We start from the raw sequence: 19,249 nt of genomic DNA, 5'->3' as shown, positions 1-19,249 counted from the left end.
CCGTCGAGGGGACGTCGATGTTCCTCACGACAACTCACCTCGTAGCCAACCGAGGACCTCGATCATGCTGCTGGTCAGGATCAGAAAAGCGATGGCCTTGATCAGTTTTGCGGCTGGTCCTGCGGTGATGCTCTCGTTCCAGATCCCCGCGAATGTGGCCGTGCGAACTGCGAAGACCACAACAGCCACCGCAGCTCCCGCTGCGACCACGAACATCAACACCCGAACCAGACCCAAGACCGACCGGAGGGGGAGTGGCCCGACCGGTGGTATATCCGGTGTGCCATCGGGACTCGACGAGTGGGCGGCGGCGACCGCATCGACGGTCATCGCCAGCGCGTTCACGCGGACACCCCGGGGGTGAACAGTGTGGGGATGCGGGCGTGGATGGTGTTGGTGAGGTCGATCGCGGTGTGCTGGAGATCAACCGGTAGGCCATCGACCGGTGCGAGCGCGCCCGCGTCGAGGGGATGCCAACGAGGAAGTCGGCCGAGGGCGGCAGAGAGCAGGTGCCTGTGCCAGCCGATGTGCCAGACCTCCTCGAACGCGGCGGCCACGACGTCGCGGTGCTGACGGATCGGTTTCTCCAGGTTCGGTGCGGCCGCGACGGTGATCAGACCGAGCAGCTCCGACCCTGCCCCGAGTTCTCCGCGGGAGTGTGCGAGGGCGAGATTCTGGGCGGCGGAAAGCGATTTGAACGACTCGCGCGCCACGAGCACCACGTACGGGGAGACGCGGTCGCGGTCATCGCCCGGTGGCCAGGAGCCTTCGCTGTCGGCGGTGAACGCCCAGAACCGTTCCAGGGTGCTGACTCCGACTTCGCGGGTGGCGCCGAGGAGCCACACTGCCGGCGAGATCCATTCGGCGGCGCGCTGGCCGGTGCCGGTATCGCCTGGGTGTGGCACGGGATCGGATGTGTAGTGGGCGGTCATGCCTGTTCCCTTCTCTGGTCGTCGGACTCGATCCCTGTGTGAGTGCGGCGCAGGGGTGTCGGCTGGTGGCCCGCTGAGATTCGGTGCAGAGCGAGGTCGGAGAGGGACTGCAACGCCCGGGCGGTAGCCGGGGCGATCTGCCGGTGATCGAGCAGCCCCGGTGCGGCCAGGACCGGGTCGAACGGAACCTCGATCAATCCGGCCACCAAAGGCGTGAGGGCGGCACGGATCGGCGCCAGGTCCACGACCGAACCGGGAACGGTGTGGGTGAGCACGACGACGGTCCCGGCCAGGGCTTCGCGGCCGTGGGTCCAGCGCAACCGGTCGAGGACCGTGCGCAGGCGGGTCAACGGTTGCGCCCGCACGGGCGCGGCCAGCACCAACAGTGCGTGTCGGCGTAGAGCCGCGGCGCGGGGTGCGTCGACGGCTGTTCCGAGGTCGAAGACCCGGGCAACCCCACGGGAGGAGAGGATCGAATCGAGCAACATCAGGTCGCTGCTCTGCGCGGGGTCTGCGCGGCGGGCGTGTGGCTCGTGGTCGAACTCGCCAGCACCGAAGTGGTGGTCGCCGAATCTGTTGGTGGACAGCGACGCTGATCCGCACAAGACGATGCCCCCAGTGCTTGCAGCCGACGAGGCCGGAATCGCGGCGGTGATCGAGGTATCGGGCAGCGGCCGGGCGGCAGCACGATCGAACAGATCTCCGCCGTCACTGGTGGCGTCGACCGCCGCGACCGGAAGAGACTCGGCGAGGGTGTGGGCCACCCCGAGGGCAATGGTCGTTGCTCCCGCACCGCCGGATCCGGCGCCGATCACGATGCTGACCCGCTCAGGTGCCACATCCGTCGACGCTGATGTGGTCCGCAACTCCGGGGTCCGAGCCTCTGTGGGGCGTAGTGGTGTCACGGCGCTCACCGGTGGTCGTCGGCGTTGCTTCATCGGACCTCCTCGACGTTCGCGATGGCGTAGCTCTCGCCGGTGCGGGTGGTGGTGATGCGTGAGGCGATAGCCGACTCCGATCCGGACGGGGTACGCAGGGAGAGTGCGACGGCGTGGACATCGGGGATGTCGGTGGCGGCGATGGTCACGCAATGCTCGGTTCCTGCGGGGGTGCGGTCGATGACGGCCTGGATGCGTTCCGCCGGGGCCGGCGAGGTCATCAACGCTGCGACCGCTGTCCCGGAGCGTTGTACGTAGTAGGCATGCTCGAATGCGGCGATGACACCGACGGCGCTCGCGCGGTTGCCGGCGTCGTCGGTGGTCGTCGCGTCGGCTGTCGCGGCGGTGGTGCACCACGGCGCGGCCGCGGGCGTCGTCGGGGCGGCGGTAGTGGCGGATGTGCGCGGAGCTGGCGGCTGCTCCGGTGCGGCGGCCGCCGGGGTAGCTGGTGTTTCGTCGTGTCCGGTCACGACAACGGCGGCACCGATCAATGACGCTGCGGCGAGGACTCCAGCAGCGACCCAGCCGATGGGAACCGATCGTGGCCGGAGGGGGGCTGCGGGCGGCGTCTGCGGTGCTGCGGCGGAGGTGTCGGGGGCAGGTGGAGGAGGTGCGGTGGGGCGGCGTCGACGGAAGCGGCGGTTCGGCTCGTCCATCACGAGCCTGTCGGCCGGCACATGCGCGCTCACCCAGTACGGCACCCGTGCCGGTTCGTCCACCTCGCCTTGTGGGTAGAGGCCGGACACGTCGGAGTCGGCCTCACCGCCGGTCGCGGGGGCATACCCGCCATTGGCGTCCTCGTCGGTGTTGTCGACGAAGGGATCATCAGTAGGCATGTCGTCAGTGGGAGTGTCGTCAGTGGGAGTGTCGTCAGAGGGAGTGTCATCAGTGGGTTCGATGACAGGTGATGCTTCGTGGTCGGCGGTCATCTGCTGCCACTGGGGGTCGAAGTATTCCTGCGGGTCCGGGAACAGCACCGCGGTCTGCCGGTGATTGTCGGTCGCCATTGTTTTCTCCTGTGCCTCTTCGGTGCTGGGCGAAGCTGGGATAGTTCGGCACTGTGTCTCGGTCGTGGGATTGCCGGGTCGGTGGTGCTTCGGGGCGGGCGGCGTTCCGGCCGCGTGCGGGACGGTCGGAACGCAGCCCTCCCCGAAGCGGGTCGGGTGGATCGGTCAGGCAGGGACAGCCGGGTTGAAGGCGGCGGTGATGGCGGCGTCGATAGCCGCGAATGCGGGTGCAGCGGCAGCAGTCGCCTGGTCAACCGCGTCGAGGACCTGCGGGCCACCGATCTGGGTGGTGACGAACCCGCGGGCGGTCTCGACCGGGTTCGTCGGCTCCGTCCACACCGAGTCCGTCTGCACTACTGGCGCGGGGGCGGGGGTCGGTGCGAGCGGGGCCGGAGCTGCGGGTGGTGCAGCCTCCGGAGCGGGGGCAGGTTCTGCTTGAGGGAAGTCGGGCAGGTCGATCTTCTGCGGTTCTCCGAGATCGCCTGCACCGTAGGTGGTTCCCAGCGCCAAGCCAGCTGCTAGCCCGGTCGCTGCTCCCAGTGCGGTCGCCGGGGCTCCGATGACCGCAGCACCCAGGGCGGCTCCGCCTGCTGTTCCGGCGATGCCCGTGGTGATCGGTGCGATACCGGGTGCGATGGGAATGAGACCGCCCGCGAGGGCGCCGGCGATGCCGCCGATGGTTCCGCCGCCGAGTGCACCTGCGATGGTTGCGGGTGCACCGAGTGCGACTGCTCCGGTGACCAAACCGGCCCCGCCTGCGGCGATCTGGGAGGCACCGAGGCGTTGGGCGCGATCGGTGGGGACTCCGATCGAGCGCCAGAAGTCGGTCACCTGCGCTTGGATGACGGCGGTGGAGTTGTTGGTGCGTTCGAGGTCTTCATCGGAGAGCCAGCTCGGCTGATCGTCGTAGAAGTCTCCGATCTTGAGCACCTTCGCCGGGGCTGCGGTCGGGACGGTGGGGTCCTCGACGGCGACGGGGCCGTGCAAGGTGTTCACATCCAGCGGCGCAGCCGGTTCGACGTCTACAGACGGAGCAGCTGGGGCAGTGTCGGTGTAGGCCCCGGTGGTCTCGTCGTCGTCGTAGTAGGCGTCCCAGGTCTGCCATTCGCTCTGGTCGTACGCAGCAGGGGGAGCAACCCAGTACACACGCTCGGCCTGCGGTGCGGGTGCGGGTGCGGTCAACTCGCCCTGAGTCGACGGTGCATCCGAGGTCAGCGGGCCTTGGGTCGAGGGTGCTGCGGTAGTGACGTCGCCCTGTGTCGACGGTGCGTCGCCAGGCGCTGCTGCTGCGGTTCCGTAGCAGAACACGGCCATTGCCGATGCCGCGGTCGCTCCTGCTGCGATGCGGGTCAAGGAGCGGGTGGGGATCTGGTGCTTGCCCATGAAAGAGCCTTTCGAGTCGGTGGAGCTACTGGATGGGGGTGTGGTCCGGCAGCGGAGTCGTACTGGCGGAAGTGGGTGTGGTGGAGGGTGATACAGAGGTGGTGATGGGTGGTGCGCTCGGTGTAGTGGTGCGGGGAGTGGTCACTGCCGACGTTGTCGCTGTCGGGGATGGCGTCGACGAGGGGCCGGCGGCGGTGGTGTCACCGACATCTGCGGCGGCGGCGGCGAGCCAGTCCGCCACGAAGCGTGTCGCGGACTCGCCCTGGGGTGTCGCCACGGAGGAGGCGTAACCGGTGTGGGCGGCAATGGTATTGGCGTAGGACGTCAGGGCGGCGAGGTCGAACAGGTCCTTGTTGGCACTGACCTCGCTCTTGACGACATTGAAGGCCTGCTGTACCACTCTCTTCGATGTCGCCGGTGGTACGAGCTCGATCACTGCCTTGGCCGTCTTGGCTGCGATCACGGCGAATGCTGCTGCCGGATTGGACAATCCCGCAGCGGACACCTCGGCGATGGTCTGTGGAGTGATGACCTTCTTCGCCACCGAGACCACAGCGTTGACTGCGACGAGGCCGATCTTCGTGAGGGCGGCGATGGCTTCTTGTCCGGTCGGCGGCTTTGCTGCCGGATCGGAGGCTTCGGCGAAGCGTTGCGAGAGTGTCTTCTTCGGTGTGATGGACAGGTTCTCCAGCGAGTTCTTCGGTACCGCGATGTCCTCGTTCACGACGTCGACGGCGACACCGAACGATGTCGAGGCCAACGCGAGGCCGATGGACTGCACTGCGCGGAAAGGATCGCCCCCGACCTCGACTTGACCTGCGACGTTGGTCACTGCGCGTGCGATGGGGGCATTTGCCGGTGCGTCGCAGGCCAGGTCTCCTGTTTGGCAGAAGGACGCCACCCGGCCCGAGAGTGACCCGAAACTGGTGGCGACGTCGCTGGTCGGGCCGATTCCGGCCCCGGCCGGTGCCGGTGCAGACACTGGAGGGAGCGCCGAGACGTGGTCCCTGGAGGATCCGGGAGCCGACGTCGGAGTGTCGTTGCTGCTGCCGGGAAAGACCGGAGATCCGGCCGCGCGCGTCGGGGATCCGAACAAGGCCGCCGCTGCGATTCGGTCGGCTGGCACCGCTCCTGTGCCGGCGCCGATCGCTTCGAGAAATTTCGATGCTGCGTGCGCGCCCTGGCTGTAGCCGACGATTGCCAACTTAGTTGCAGGGCAATCGGATATCACCTTCTCGGCGGCGGCTTCGAGGTTTGCTGCAGCCTCCTCGACTGAGACGGTGTAGGGCTGCTTTCCTCCGGGGACCGCACCACCGAATGCGGCCGGGTACGGCATATAGGCCCGATCGAGCGACGAACCCAGAACACGGGCAGCGTCGAGAGCCGGGCCGAGGACGGTTCCGAGCATTCCGGTGTCCGCTTTGATCGGCGCGTCGGGTGACGATTCGCCCGTGCCCTGGACGGCGAGGGTGAACAGTGCAGGGCATTCGGTGACCAAGTCATCGAGCCACGGCTGCTCCGGACTGGCCGATGCAGTGAGTGGCAACGTAAGGGTCTGGGCGACGGTCACCGACAGCGCGCACCCTACGACGGCGGTTACAACGCCGATCGATCTGAAACGATCTCTGGCGGACAATATTTCGACTCCTGTCGAGAAGGCGGGTCGGGTATCAGGTGACGGTGATGCGGTGGTAGTCAAGGAAGGCTGGGTGGCCTGAGTGAAGGGGCGGCCGTGAGAACGAATCAGAACCAGGGTCTCTAGTAGAGCCAGAGCAGTAGAGAAGCGCAGTTGGAGAGGGTTACTGGGTTCTCGTGGTGCTCGGATCGGGACCTTCAGGCCCCGATCCGGTCGTCACATTTGACTCCACTTAGCTAGCGGATGAATTGACTCAGGAAGATGATCCACTGCAAGAAAGAACGGCACTCGTATTCCTTTCTGTTGGAGTAGATTCGGACGTTTATCGGATGTCCCGGCGGGGTCACGCAGTTCGGCACACGATGAAGAAGCGTCGCCGTGTGACCCTCGCGCCGGTCCATCGGTTGAGCTGCGCTGCCTGGTGCGCCTGGGGGAAGGCGCACCGACTCGCGTAGCTCGCAACTACGGCCGGGGGATGGTCCGTAGTTGGGTCTGAGGGGTCAGGCAGCGTGGCTGAAGCCGCCGTCGCTGCGGGGCTCGGCGGTAGGCGTACGGAAAGTCATGTCGGCATCGGTCCACTCACCGAGAAGTTCACCGGTGTCCTCGCATCGCAACTGGTGTGTCACATGCGGGTGGGACGTAGGAAGCGAGCAGGCTGCCATACCAGGCACCCTGTCGTTGAGTGCCGGACAGAGATCAGCGGACGCTGTGGGTCGGCCGAGGTGTAACGCAATCTTGTCGATTGAAGATTGCATGAATGTCCTCCGGATCTAGGACGCACCTTCTGAAGGAGGCGGCTAGGCTGGAAGAGCCCGCATCACAACAGGAGCTACGGCTTGTGCTGATGGTGGGGTTGCAATGAAAAGGCCCTGGGTGCTCTGTGATTGGCGTCGTAGGCATCCGGGGTCTTCTGCTGCTCGGGTCAAGGACCGGCCCGTTGTCTGCGGTCTTGTAGCGGTGATGTGCCCTTTGTGCCGACGTCCCGGGGCAACAGGACGTTCCGGCGGATCTGGGCATGGCTGTGCTCCGCGTGATGACCACCCGTGGGAGCGAGGGCTGCGGGGGGCATGCAAACAAGTCCGCTGTTTGGTGAGGCAACTGCGTGGCCTGTGATCAGGCTGCGCGCGGCGTCTGGGAGCGAGTCATCAGCGCCCAGGAGGCCCGCATGAATGCGGGTGCATTCGGAAGATAGCAGACCCCGTCCCATCTTGTCGCCCCCCTTCCATGCCCTCAGTAAAGCAATCAACTCAACTTCTGATGTAAAGCATTGCACGTAGCCTATGCTCTGTCAACGGTATCTGCGAGCTCATGGAGGGGTGAAAGATGACTGAGGAAGACAGAGATCAGTCGGAAGGATTGCAGATGCCGCAGAGTGGTGTGCGAGGGTTTAGCCCCTCGGCGCTGGATGCGGCAATGTCCAGAAAGCGGGCAAGCAACGACGATTTGGCGGATGCGATCGGCGTCAGCCGCCAGTCTGTCGCGGCGTGGCGGTCTGGGCGCTCTATCCCAACCGCTGTTCTTCTCCGGAAGGCCGCCTCGTGGCTCACGGTCGCGGTGGCCGACCTTGTTCCAATCGACGACGAAAGGCTTCGGATTTCCGATCTCCGAATCCGGGTGGGTTTGACCCAACGTATGGCCGCGACCGACCTGGGGCTGAATCCGACCGCAGTAGCGGAGATCGAGAAGGGTCGGCGGTCCTTCTCTGACGAGGTCGCGAGATCTATGGCGAGTGTCTACAGGACCGATGTCGATGCGGTGCGCATGGCGTGGGAGCGAACGAACGCGGCACGCAAGGCGCGCCTTGACTCGATGTAGACCTGTGCGTAAGTTTCGCTCGGGGCTCGAGTTTTAGATGCAGAAACGGCGTGTCGTCCAACGCTCAGAGTCATCCTCGAGGCAGACTCAGCCCCGTCAGCTCGATCGCATCAATCGGAGAGTAGGAGAGTCAAGTGGGACGGCCAAGTAAAGGCACTAGGGCTCCTGTTACCTCTCGTGTTCCAGTCGAGGTAAAGACCGCGATCCGAATGCAAAGCGCTGCAAGGGGTATCGACGAGAGTCAGTACGTTGCGGACCTGCTTGCTATGGCGGTCGGGCGACCCGATCTTGTTCGTGATTTAAACCAGGAGGTGCTGCAGCAGACTGCATAGAGCGGAAAAGGCGCTTCCACTGCTATCTGAACGAGGTACAGGCCAGGAAGTCCGCAACTGCATATCTGGCGCCGCAGAGAAGAGAATGAGAAAACCCCCGATCCGGGCAAGATCGAGGGTTCTCGAGTTCATCTGAGTCGAATGGGAGTTCGACGAACTGCGTTGCCCCTATGAAGGGACTTTGTCGTGCTTGACAAGTCTCAGGGTACATCGTGCTCTGACAAAGATTCAAGATTGGACGCTCGTGTCGAGGTGCGCACTTCGGCCACGGAGCTCATTTGGCGGCGGCTTTCGCCATTGTTGGCTGCTCGTCGGTCGATGCGTGTCTACGATCCGGTTGCGCGCAGCTTCGATCAGACGCGCCCGCTTACGTCGAAGCGGCCCGGTCAGCCGGCCGCAGTCCCACTCTTCTACCGCGGGCGCGCCCGCGTCATCGCGCTGGATTTTGATCCGAAGCATCTCGACGCGGCGGCCGTCGATCAGGACGTGTGCAGGGTTCTGGAATGGCTGAGCGAATGTGGCGGCCGGGCGGTTGTCGATAGATCCACCCGAGGCGGGCGGCACGTGCTTGTTCCTCTCGCTCCTGGAGTCACTGTGAGTGTCGAAGAGATCAGGCCTCTCCTGGACCAGCTCGCAGCTCGCCTCCCGACTCTGGACATCGTGCCGATGTGCAACGCAGCAAGCGGCTGCATCACGGTTCCAGGGTCGCTGTGCCGGGACGGCGGGTATCGCAGGCTTGAGGGCGAACTCGACGTCGCCATCGACGCACTGGTGGTGGGATCAGATTCCGCGGCTGTACCGCGCCTGCTCGCACTTCTCGGCGGCAGCAGTCGAGTCGCCAACCGGCCGAAAAGAACGGTGCAAGCTCTCGCCGACAACATGCAAGCGGCCACGTATGCGGAACGGATCGTCGGTGGGGGCACCGACGCGCACCTCCACCCGCGCTTCTGCAAGACGAGCACTCCCACAGAGGCTGTGCAGGCGTTTGCTGCCAGAGGCGTCCTTGACAAAACCAGGTGGAAGTCGCGTTCGGAGGCACGTCAGTCAGTCGTAACGCAATTCGTCATGGCCGGCGCAACGGTTGCTGACGTCATTGCCCGCGCACAAACACCAGCGTGGTCGGGCCTGCGAGCCGCTTACGACCACTATCGAGACCCTCGTTTAGCGTTGCAGCGGGATGCAGCGAATGCCTTGAAGTGGGCCGCGTCGACACTCCCCGAGCCAGTCCGGGATACCGGGCACAAGTTCAAGTACACAGGGGGGGCAGGCGATCCTCTCTTTATGCGGTGGCAGCAGCAGGCACTCTCATGGGTGACATCCGAATATCAGGGTAGGCGCGACAGATGGACCACCCTCGCTGTCGTTCAGGCACTGGCTTGGTCGGCCTCCGTGGCCGGTGAGATTGTTGAGGGCGTACCCGTAGTCGCTGTTGGTGGAAGATCACTGTCGATTGCAGCGGGAATGCTGCCTGAGTCGACAGTGTGGTCGGTGCTAGAACGACTAAGAGAGGCGCAGGGGTCACCGTTGCTTCTCATTGAGCGTGGTGTGGGCCAACTAGCCGATAGATACGCGTTGGTTACGGCTGGCGCCGAAAGCGTCCAGGACCGCAAGGGAGGGTCTCCTGGTGAGCTCGCGGAAGTCGAGTCGGTGCATCCGGCCTGGAGCGTACTGGGCTATAGACAAAAGGCACTCTATGAAGCCGTGCAGCGTCGATCAGGGGCGTCCATAGACTCCGTGCTCGCGGAAGTCAGAATCGGTCGATCCAGCGGCTACGAAGCCCTGATGGACCTCCGGGTCGCCGGTCTCGTCGAGACGAATCGGTATCATGAGGTGAGTTTAGGGCGGGTTGGCCTGGACGAGTTGGCGCAGCGGCACGGCCTGAAATCGGCCGTGCGAGAGCGAGTCGTCCGGCACCGAGCGGAACGCATCGTGTGGAAGCAGTGGCTAGTAGGGAGGGAAGAGGCGCACCTGCCTGCTCCCCCGCCGGCGTTTGAAGAAGGCTTGTTCGAGAACGCCTTGTGCCCCCCTGCTGCCGAATACCTTGAACAAGTAGTTGCGTCAGGCCCTACGGAGTGGGTTTGATTCGTAGAGCCTGACGATCGCTTCGGCGGGATGGGCTACCACAGGACAATAGACATGTATCGATCCGTCACAGTGACGGAACGTGGGTGCTGTCGTGGCATCTCGGTCTTGAGCTCGGACAGTACTCGCCTGAGATGCGCCCGAGCAGTGCGAATATCCGCTAGCGCCGCGTCGGGAAAAAACCTGTCCAATTCGCTGGGATCGTTCGCAGCCGCAAAACCGAAGTTGCTGTGCCTGGTAATCAAACGCGAGAGGTGCAGCTCGATCCGGCTGTAAGTCTCGCAATCGACGATCTCGGGCAGGTCGTCGTCGTTCCTGTATGGCAGCCGGTCTATCGACTCTCCCCCGGTATTTGCGCAGATCGATTTATGCCACTTTCCGAGAGCGACCCGCAAATCGGTTGTCACGCGCGCGATTTTGCTCGACTGCGACTCTGTCAACAGGTCGCGAAATCGGTCGAGCGCTTCGATGAATGATCTCAACTGGTGGGGACCGATCGTGACCTCGTCCAGTTCCGCGAGCGTTGCAACAGACATCGTACTCCCCCTTGTGGTCATGATGTGGTCGAAAAACTTTGCGCTAGAACAGTTGTGGCGTCTCGCACGGTCATCAGCCCTTGATTGTCCCCGTGGTGTTCGTATCCGATGATGATGTCGATCCATCGATCACCGGTGCTGTCGAACTTGACCTGGGTCTGAAACTCGACGTACAGCGAGCTGTCCTGCAACACTCGGTTACGCAGGTTCATGGACGCCTGTTGGCCGCGGACGGTGAACTGCGGTATCTCTCGGTTCCAAGGAAGAAGTGAGCCAGTGGGCGGATTGATCCAGTCCAGTGCGATGCCTGTGGTCAGATCAATCAGTGCACGTCCGACTCCCGGGTCGCTCTGCACAGCGAAGCGTTTGGCGACACTGAGCGCGTAGTTGGTGGTGTGAGGCCGAATGTCGGTTATTTCGTGCAGGATGCCCCTGAGTTCTGTCCGGCCATCGTCGTGGTGGTGAACGTTGATCATGCTGGCGTGGATGTTGCGCCCGATCCCCCGGCCGTCAGTCAAGCTGATGTCGGCCTGAAACTCTGTACGGGGTGCGCCTTCTCGGATTGACTCGATGTACAGCCCCAGGTCAGGTTGACGTGGGAAATTGTCGTAGAAGGAGAAGATGTTGTCGTGGCTGGGTCGCGACGAGGCGAGAGAGTCGACCGACAGAATATTCAGGTCGACACCCGGACCGTGATGAGTCAGGTTCGTGGCCATGTCGAAGGAAAACGCTTCTACGTTGCGAGCCGGAAGGATCTCTTCATCGACGGCACCGAGCCACACCTGGCATCCGTAAACTTCGTCGAGCGGACCGAATACCGGTCGCACGGCATAGCGGACCTCCGAGCCATCGGGCAAAGCCGTCCGACCGTCGCAGGGAAGGCCGGACCGCTTGGTGGCTGTCGCCGCTTTGAGAACCGCGTCGGTGACGCCTGCGCTGTTGAAGCTGCTCCGTCGACGGAGCTGACTGAAGGTGCGTGAGTTGCCGGCCTCGAACAGCACGCTCACTGCGCCGTCTTGGAGCAGTTCCAACAGCATCCACCCAGATGACCTACGAGTGTCCCGACTCATGGTGTCTCCTTCTTCCAAATCGGATCCGTGTAGCTCGGATCGACGGCCCAGTATCTAAACGGAGGCGACGAGGTGCGTCTCCTTCTGCAGGGCCTCCAATTGTGCAGCGTCGTGGGAGCAAAACACGCGGACGCCGGACGCTGCAAGGTCGCGGAACTGAGAATGGTTCTTGCGAACTTGGGCGCGGTCGGTCGCCAAAAGCATTTCCACTGCCTGAATTGCGCAGTCAGACAGGCGCTTAGGGGCGTGCGGGTGTATAGACGCCTGATTCAGGAAGGCGTCTCCGGCGTGGACGAGCCAACCGCGGACCGGATCGAGGACTGCGACAGCAGCGTGTCCGATCGTATGGCCGGGCGTGGGGGCCAGGAAAACTCCGGACGTTCCGGACACCTCGGCCGCTTTCAGGCCGAGCACGGTGTCGTTGAAAATTGAGTAGGTAACTGCATTCCGGATCGTCTCGGTGTGTGCCGGCCTGTATCGGATTCGTCCTCCACGTGTAAGGGCGGGTTTCCGGGCCTCGATCAGTTCTGTCGCGGTGGTATGCAGTCGTGCTGACTGGAAGTCTGCAAGACCTCCGACGTGGTCGTAATCGAGGTGTGTCGTAACGATGTCGGTGACGTCAGAGGAGGCAAACCCCAACTTTTTAAGCTGGTGCAGGGCGGACTCACCGGGGGCTAGATGTGCGCCTGCCAAGCGTGGGCTGTGCCCGAGTCGAAAGGTGGGGCTGAATGCGTCGTCGATACCCGTACCGACATCGACGAGGAGCAGCCCGTGCTCCATCTCGCACAGTAGGACGTGTGTCACGAGGGACAGACCTCGCCAAGGCGTGAACGAGCCGCAGTTCAGGTGATGAACTGTCTTCACGGCGCCTACGGGCATGAAGGATCTCGTTTGGGTAGCCCAGAGACAGGGGTCCATTTGGTCCTGCCGCAACACCGAGACCGACGTCAACAAGTCCCGGGAACGCACCTATCTGTGTACGCGCATTACAATTATATCAGGTGCGGCTGGTCCGGTGGTGGCAGCTCGGATCGGGTGCTCAGACAATGATGTCCGACATGAATCCCGCGGGGGAGATTTTCTTGGGTGAAGTGCTTATGGTCCTGGCCGCTGTCGTCTTCTTCTCTGCCTGGTTTGTTGGTGCTTACTGCCTAATGATCCGGCTGACTGTCCATTCCGGCCGCCCAGACGTCAGCTTGGCGCTCATCGAAGCCGACCTCGGCGGTAATGGACAGGAGACCACTGGAGTGAGCGCGGATCGCGCTGCGAACTTCCACCCGTTCTCTCCGTCCATCGCAGACGAGGAACAGGAGCGAGCTGTTGCGGATCCTGCGTCGCCCACGGTTGACTGGATCGACGAGGTGGCATCCACGGAAGTAGCAGACCGTCATCGCTGATGAATGACGACGCTGAACTAGGGCGTATTACTGCCCCTATGGGGTAGTTGTTGGCTCCCCCAAGGGTGCGTGCGTACAAAGGTGCCGCGTGCTCCCACTCCCCCGGCTGGCCGTGTTGGCAGTCTGTGTGCACCAAGTTGCGGAACTCGCGTTCAGTCGCCCCGACGATGGGTGTGGTTTTGCAAGTCGATTGTGCGGTCTGATGCGAGGGTTTGCCGGGAGGAAGTTGGCGTTGTAGAGCTGCAATTTGGAGCTATGGGCCATAGGGGCGGCCTGTGCGCAGAAGGTATGCGGCAAGAGTCGATGGTTGCTGCGTCACTCGTTGCGACTGCGTATGAGCTTGAGTCGACGCGGCGTCACTCCCGGCCTGCCAGGCATAAAATGGTTTGACGTGCACTTTCGTAGGCCAACTTGCAAGTAGTTGCGAGTAGTTGCGAGTGGCGGGATGCCCATATGGGCTCTTATATTATCTAATACAGTGTTAGTAAATCTAGTGTACGCTCCCATAATCTAGGCTAAGTTAGCTAATATGTGATTATATAGGCATATAAGGCCTGTGCTTATCTAGTGTCTGCTTCCCGTAGCGGTGGCATGCAGCCCTACATCCATCCCCCCTCGCATGAAAGGAAGAACGGGTTTCAACATGACTATTACCGCGATCGCGAATCTGAAGGGCGGGGTTGGAAAGACCACCGTCGTCAACGGATTGGCGCATGCCGCCGCCAGTCTCCAGAGAACAACACTGGTGGTGGACGCTGACTCGCAGGGTAACTCGACGCGGCATCTGACTGGCTACACAGTCGAATCGCCACCCGAAGCGAGCTTTGCGGATGTCCTCGACCGTGATGTTGCTTGCCCGATCGAGACCGCGATTACGCATGCCACTCGCGAAGGTATTGATGTGTTGCCCAGCGGGTTCAGCGATCTACAGGCGGTCATGGACACATTGGTCGGGAAGACCGGAGGTGAGATGGCCGTCAACAGGGCGCTGAAGGAGGTCTCCGGCAAGTACCAACACATCCTGATCGACTGCCGTCCGGCGATTGATCTAGTTTCACGAGGGGCCCTGTTCGCCGCAGACAACGTCCTGATTGTTGTCAATCCCGAGCTTGACGCTATTGACGGCTTCGATGCGATTCGGCAGTCGATCGACGACCTCGAGCAGTACATGAGCAAGGTGCTGCCGATAGCCGGGGTGGTCGTGAACAAGATTGACGGGCGTCGGCAAGACCACGCCAAAACACTGGCCTACCTGAAGAATTACGTACGCGAGGCGGACATACCAATAGTCGGGGAGCCGATACCGATGCTGACCGATATCAGCAAGCTCACCAACGTGGGCATGGGGCTTGACCAGCATCCGCGACCTTCGGGAAGGATTCGCAACCTCCACGAGAACTTCGTCAAAATTCTGGACGCGACGAGAAGAGATGAAAAATGAGCAAGATCCCCGAACCGCAGCTCCCAGCTCCGCGAAGGGCTCGCAGTGCGTTCGCTCAAGGCAATCCCACGCCAGAGGAATCTCCCCGCGCCGTCTCGACAGAGGGCAACTCGCAGGCAAGGTCGGCGCCGGTCAGGCGCCAACCCGACGAGCCGCGGGAGCGTAAAGAGCAGCGGTCGAAGAGGATGGAGGGCACACGCGACATTCTCCTGTCGATGCCGATCTCGCAGAAGGAGCGGATGGAAGCAACCATTGCCCACACACAGGCTTTCACCGGCGTGAAGCACCAGCAGGTATTCATCCGCACCGCTGTGGAGCGGTTGTGCGAACAGCTTGAACAGCAATACAACCGAGGCGAACGTTACCCAATGCCTCCTGTCGATCCACACCTATAAACACATACTGCCCATATGGGCGCTAGTGGCCAGTGGCTCAAATCAAGACAACGGGTGTTGCATCCCAAGCTATGACCAGTCCTGTTAGACGATCGTCTATCGAGACACTCAAAACCGGTTTCGATGTCAGTTTCAGAAGTGGGCGTCATGTTTTCCTGGGGTTTCACCTCCGATTGCAGTGGTCTTCTGACATTCTGAGTGCAGAAGTGGACTGCACAATCGGTCACCTGGGTCGGGTGTTCGGAGGCTGCAATGGATGCGGAGAAGTTCGACGTCGTCGAGGCTGGTGTCTTGACCGCGTCGGCCGAGCAGTGGGAGCAGGCACGGGCACGGTTCGCAGTGCTCAACGAGCTGATGAATCGATCCGCGATCGGTACCTCCGCGGTCGAGGATGCAGCGCAACAGTTGAGTGTCTCGCCCCGGCGGGTGTACGCGCTGCTGTCCATACTCCGGAATGGGGAAGGGGCGGTTACCGATCTACTGGTCTCCGCGCCCGCAGGCGGACGTGGACGCTCCCGCGTGCCAGACGAGGTGGAAGACGTGATCACCGAGCACATCAACCGTGAATTCCTGGCTCGTCAGAAACTCAGTGTCGCTGCACTACATCGCCGTATCGCGCAGGCCTGTCACCGCGCCGGACTCCCGATCCCAGCCCGCAACACAGTCAATGCCCGGATCGCAGCAATGCACCCGGGCCGTGTCGCACGCTCACGTGGCGGACCGGACGCCGCCAGGTCGCGGCAATCCGCGGGCGATGTCCCGCCGCCGGTGACGGCCGTTCTCCATCAAGTACAGATCGATCACACCGTGGTCGATCTGATGATCGTCGACGAATACGACCGGGCGCCGATCGGACGTCCTTATCTCACGATTGCCATCGATGTCCTCAGCCGCTGCATACCTGGGTTCGTGGTAACTCTCGATCCGCCGTCCGCAGTGTCGGTCGGGTTGTGTCTGGGCCGGGTGTGCTCGGACAAAAGCGTATGGATCGACTCTCTGGGCCTCGGCGCGGATGTGCGGTGGCCGATGGCCGGAAAGCCGCACCGCCTGTACATCGACAACGCTTCCGAGTTCAAAAGTGAAGCGCTCCAGCGCGGTTGCGAGCAACACGGCATCGACCTCGGCTACCGCCCACCCGGCAGGCCGCATTACGGCGGGATCGTCGAACGCATCATCGGCACCGTCATGACCCAGGTCCACGAACTCCCCGGCACCACATTCTCGAACCCAACTCAGCGGGGCAGCTACGACTCGGATAGTAAGGCGGCGTTGACGTTACGAGAACTGGAACGCTGGCTGGTCCTGGCGGTCGCGGCGTATCACGCAGAGGTGCACACCGGCCTCCGGCAGAGCCCGGCTGCGCGGTGGACCAGCAGCACCGACGCTGACAGTGCTCTGGCGAGCTCGACGGTGGTGGACGAGACCGCATTCCTGGTGGACTTCCTTCCCGTCATCCGCCGTCGCCTCACGCGGACGGGGTTCGTCATCGACCACATCCAGTACTTCGCGAACGCTCTGAAACCGTGGATCGCCCGACGAGAGACCCTGGGCCAGTTTGTGATCCGCCGGGACCCACGAGATCTGAGCAGGGTGTGGGTCCTGGACCCCGACAGCGGCGGCGGATACATCGAGGTGCCGTATCGAACGATGTCACATCCAGCGGTGACCTTGTGGGAACATCGCGCAGCAGTGACACGACTGCGCGAACACGGCCGAGCACATATCGACGAACACGCCTTGTTCTCGATGATCGACAAGATGCGAGAGATCGCAACATCGGCGCAGAAGGACACCAGACGGGCTCGACGTAACCGCAGTCGTCGTGCGCACCTGAGCAGCGTCGTGACATCACCGAACGCGATGGGCCCGCCCGAGCTTGGCCCAGGCACCGACGACGTGTCGGTTCCGATCTTCGACGACATCGAAGAATGGTGAAACGGTGAACAACGACCCCCGAATCACGCCCGCAGGCGACGGCGACGACCGTAGCTGCCAAGACATCGACCCCGGTAGTGCGGACCTCAACCATCTGCGCAGTTCGGTCAGACCGATCGCGGTTCTCCCTGCCGCGCAACGCATCAGGCACATTCGCACGGAACGGTGGATCGGGTATCCGCGTGCACGGTCGGTGATCGAGCACCTCGAGACGTTGCTGGGGTGGCCGGATCGGCAACGAATGCCGAACCTGCTTCTGATCGGACCGACGAACAACGGCAAGTCGATGATCATCGAGAAGTTCCGGCGTGCGCACCCTGCGGTCACCTTGCCCGACCGTGAGCAGATACCGGTGCTGTGTATGCAGATGCCCCCGGACCCAGCACCCGGACGGTTCTACCTGGCGATGCTCGCGGCACTCGGAACGCCGATGCGCCCGCGAAGCCGCGTTCACGAACTCGAACAGCAAGCGGTTACGCTGCTGCGAGCGACCGGGGTGCGGATGCTGATCATCGACGAGCTCCACAATGTTCTTGCCGGCCGCGACAACGTGCGCCGAGAATTTCTGAACCTGTTGCGGTTTCTTGGCAACGAGCTGCGGATCCCTCTCGTCGGAGTCGGTACCCGAGAGGCGTACCTCGCTATCCGCAGCGATGGGCAGTTGGAGAACCGTTTTCACCCCATGACGCTGCCGATCTGGACCAACGACACCGACACCCGCTCCCTGCTGGCGAGTTTCACCGCCAGCTTCCCATTGCGTGCGCCCTCGCATCTGACATCGGCGGAGATGACCGACTACCTCCTCACCCGGTGTGAGGGCACCATCGGCGAACTGGCCACGCTGTTGACCGCGGCCGCAGTGACCGCATTAGAGGCCGGAGAGGAAGCGATCACCTCACAGGTGTTGACGCAGACCGTCTACTCCGGGCCTACCGAACGCCGCCGCCACTTCGAGCGGCACCTGGCATGACAATTCCATCCGATGCCCCTGCAGCGCACACAGCGCTCGCCCACAGTGCGTATCCGCGGTGGCCCCTTCACCCGCAACCACTACCTGGTGAGACTCTGATGTCGTGGCTGGCCCGGACCAGCGCACTGTATTCGTTGATCAATACAGCGGACCTTCTCGACGGGCTCGGCTTCGAGAGTCCGGGCGTGGACCTGGACCGCTACACACCCGAGCCGGTGCTGGACGCCCTCGCCCAGAGGAGCACCTGTGCGGCGGAACGGCTGCGTGAGATGACGCTAGCGGGGTGCACGCCCTGGCTCCTCGACAGCACCGACCCCGCCGAATGTGACTTCGACACCTACGCCCATCAGTTCTCTGTCCTACTACCGGCGGGTCTGGCGATGGCAGATCGACGTCGACGCGCACCGCCCGCCGGCATGTGGCTTCCCTGGGTGAGCAAGCTCGATACGCGGGCATGTCCCTTGTGTATCGACGACCTCGACACAGACGCCGATATCGCGGTCATGATGGCTCATCAGTACCCGATGCTGACCAGCTGCACGAAACATCACTGTCGACTGGAATTCTGCAGTGTCGTACCCGGCAGGCTGGTCTTCTGGGAGAGGACACCAGCAGGCTCGGACGATCACGCATCACCGATACCGGTACCGGCAGTCGTCGCAGAAATCGACCGGCGCACCGCCGCCGCATTGACGAGCGGGTCGGTCGAGCTCGGCGCGGGCCGTGTTCATGCCGCAGTGTGGTTCAGGCTGCTGCGTACCGTCGTCGACGAGGTATCGACGCCGCTGGTCCGCACCGGATGGTGGGCGAAGCCACTGAGCGCGATCTGGAAGTCCACCGGCCATTCTCGCCCGCTCCGGACATCATGGGTTCCGTTCGAGCAACTGCGGTGGGACGAGCAAGCGAAGGTTTTGTTTGCCGCCGCGACCGCGATCATCGCGGTGGAGAACGATGAGATGGCCGCGAGCGGTGCTGATGCCTGCTTGCTGCGGCCGCGACGGTACGAGCCGGTCGATCCGGGGACCGCTCCGACAAGGTCTCGCAGTCCGGTACCCGCCCGCAGCGCTTGGGACGGTGTGATTGCGGCGATCGATGCCGCTGTCGCCGCCGCCCGCGTCGACAGCGACGCCGCCCGATCTCTGTTCGGATTGGCGAGAACGGGTTGCCGCACCGAAGAAGACATCGATGAGCTGGCCTATGCCTTCGTCGAGCTCGGCATCCGACTGGACTGGGACTGAAGCGCGCATGATCACCCCACGTTTTTCTACGCCCGCTTTTACGCGGGAATCAATCGCCTCCTGTAGTCACCCACGGTCTGTGTGCGGTGACCGACGAGAATTTCCGTTCCCGCACCGTCTTCGTCTAAATCCCTGCTCAGCG

General features: G+C 63.0%; 17 protein-coding genes. 8 read left to right on the top strand and 9 right to left on the bottom strand.

The features are described from left to right. Positions 1–24: 24 nt before the first annotated feature. From CH290_RS21970 to CH290_RS21945, 6 genes are all read right to left on the bottom strand, one after another. Positions 25–345 (bottom strand): hypothetical protein, encoded by a 321-nt coding sequence (locus CH290_RS21970; RefSeq protein WP_037162003.1) that lies wholly within the window; start codon positions 343–345, stop codon positions 25–27. Then, a complete protein-coding gene (locus CH290_RS21965; protein ID WP_094623558.1) occupies positions 342–932 on the bottom strand; it encodes a DUF6668 family protein in 591 nt (196 codons plus the stop codon). The genes CH290_RS21970 and CH290_RS21965 overlap by 4 nt, the downstream gene beginning before the upstream one ends. Beyond that, positions 929–1,870, bottom strand: a complete 942-nt coding sequence (locus CH290_RS21960) for a hypothetical protein (RefSeq protein ID WP_141216131.1) — start codon at positions 1,868–1,870, stop codon at positions 929–931. Before CH290_RS21960 ends, CH290_RS21965 begins: the two co-directional genes overlap by 4 nt. Beyond that, positions 1,867–2,877: a DUF8176 domain-containing protein gene (locus CH290_RS21955; protein ID WP_052061980.1), complete on the bottom strand. Its 1,011-nt coding sequence runs from the start codon at positions 2,875–2,877 to the stop codon at positions 1,867–1,869. Before CH290_RS21955 ends, CH290_RS21960 begins: the two co-directional genes overlap by 4 nt. A 165-nt stretch (positions 2,878–3,042) precedes the next feature. After that, positions 3,043–4,260, bottom strand: a complete 1,218-nt coding sequence (locus CH290_RS21950; protein ID WP_052061979.1) for a hypothetical protein — start codon at positions 4,258–4,260, stop codon at positions 3,043–3,045. Between the two features lie 25 nt (positions 4,261–4,285). Beyond that, positions 4,286–5,830: a cutinase family protein gene (locus CH290_RS21945; RefSeq protein WP_230594209.1), complete on the bottom strand. Its 1,545-nt coding sequence runs from the start codon at positions 5,828–5,830 to the stop codon at positions 4,286–4,288. 1,389 nt (positions 5,831–7,219) lie between these two features. On the opposite strand from CH290_RS21945, the gene CH290_RS21940 reads away from it, so the two are divergent. Both CH290_RS21940 and CH290_RS21935 read left to right on the top strand, forming a co-directional pair. Then, complete coding sequence (locus tag CH290_RS21940) at positions 7,220–7,711, top strand: helix-turn-helix domain-containing protein (RefSeq protein ID WP_052061978.1); 492 nt, start codon at positions 7,220–7,222, stop codon at positions 7,709–7,711. A 566-nt stretch (positions 7,712–8,277) separates the two neighbouring features. Continuing rightward, complete coding sequence (locus CH290_RS21935) at positions 8,278–10,125, top strand: bifunctional DNA primase/polymerase (RefSeq protein ID WP_141216130.1); 1,848 nt, start codon at positions 8,278–8,280, stop codon at positions 10,123–10,125. A 35-nt stretch (positions 10,126–10,160) separates the two neighbouring features. On the opposite strand, the gene CH290_RS21930 is transcribed toward CH290_RS21935, so the two are convergent. From CH290_RS21930 to CH290_RS21920, 3 genes are all read right to left on the bottom strand, one after another. Further along, positions 10,161–10,661: a hypothetical protein gene (locus tag CH290_RS21930; protein WP_141216129.1), complete on the bottom strand. Its 501-nt coding sequence runs from the start codon at positions 10,659–10,661 to the stop codon at positions 10,161–10,163. 17 nt (positions 10,662–10,678) lie between these two features. Further along, a complete protein-coding gene (locus tag CH290_RS21925) occupies positions 10,679–11,698 on the bottom strand; it encodes a GAF domain-containing protein (RefSeq protein WP_037161991.1) in 1,020 nt (339 codons plus the stop codon). 87 nt (positions 11,699–11,785) lie between these two features. After that, a complete protein-coding gene (locus CH290_RS21920; RefSeq protein ID WP_037162134.1) occupies positions 11,786–12,610 on the bottom strand; it encodes an MBL fold metallo-hydrolase in 825 nt (274 codons plus the stop codon). A gap of 179 nt (positions 12,611–12,789) precedes the next feature. On the opposite strand from CH290_RS21920, the gene CH290_RS21915 reads away from it, so the two are divergent. The 6 genes from CH290_RS21915 (at position 12,790) to CH290_RS21890 (ending at position 19,107) form a co-directional block, all read left to right on the top strand. Further along, positions 12,790–13,128, top strand: a complete 339-nt coding sequence (locus tag CH290_RS21915) for a hypothetical protein (RefSeq protein ID WP_141217847.1) — start codon at positions 12,790–12,792, stop codon at positions 13,126–13,128. Positions 13,129–13,747: 619 nt separating this feature from the next. Next, positions 13,748–14,569 (top strand): ParA family protein, encoded by an 822-nt coding sequence (locus CH290_RS21910; protein ID WP_080738328.1) that lies wholly within the window; start codon positions 13,748–13,750, stop codon positions 14,567–14,569. Beyond that, a complete protein-coding gene (locus tag CH290_RS30790) occupies positions 14,566–14,964 on the top strand; it encodes a ParB family protein (protein ID WP_230594208.1) in 399 nt (132 codons plus the stop codon). The genes CH290_RS21910 and CH290_RS30790 overlap by 4 nt, the downstream gene beginning before the upstream one ends. 252 nt (positions 14,965–15,216) lie before the next feature. Further along, on the top strand, positions 15,217–16,899 hold the full coding sequence (locus tag CH290_RS21900) for a TnsB C-terminal domain-containing protein (protein WP_037161985.1): 1,683 nt from the start codon (positions 15,217–15,219) through the stop codon (positions 16,897–16,899). A gap of 4 nt (positions 16,900–16,903) precedes the next feature. Continuing rightward, entirely contained in the window at positions 16,904–17,869 is a 966-nt protein-coding gene (locus CH290_RS21895) for a TniB family NTP-binding protein (RefSeq protein ID WP_230074848.1), read from the top strand. Further along, positions 17,866–19,107 (top strand): TniQ family protein, encoded by a 1,242-nt coding sequence (locus CH290_RS21890; protein ID WP_052047645.1) that lies wholly within the window; start codon positions 17,866–17,868, stop codon positions 19,105–19,107. The genes CH290_RS21895 and CH290_RS21890 overlap by 4 nt, the downstream gene beginning before the upstream one ends. Positions 19,108–19,249: the final 142 nt, after the last annotated feature.

The sequence above is a fragment of the Rhodococcus sp. 06-156-4 genome (genome assembly GCF_002259345.1).
In the GTDB taxonomy this organism is placed as follows: domain Bacteria; phylum Actinomycetota; class Actinomycetes; order Mycobacteriales; family Mycobacteriaceae; genus Rhodococcoides; species Rhodococcoides fascians_E.
This window is presented reverse-complemented; position numbering and strand designations above follow the sequence as displayed.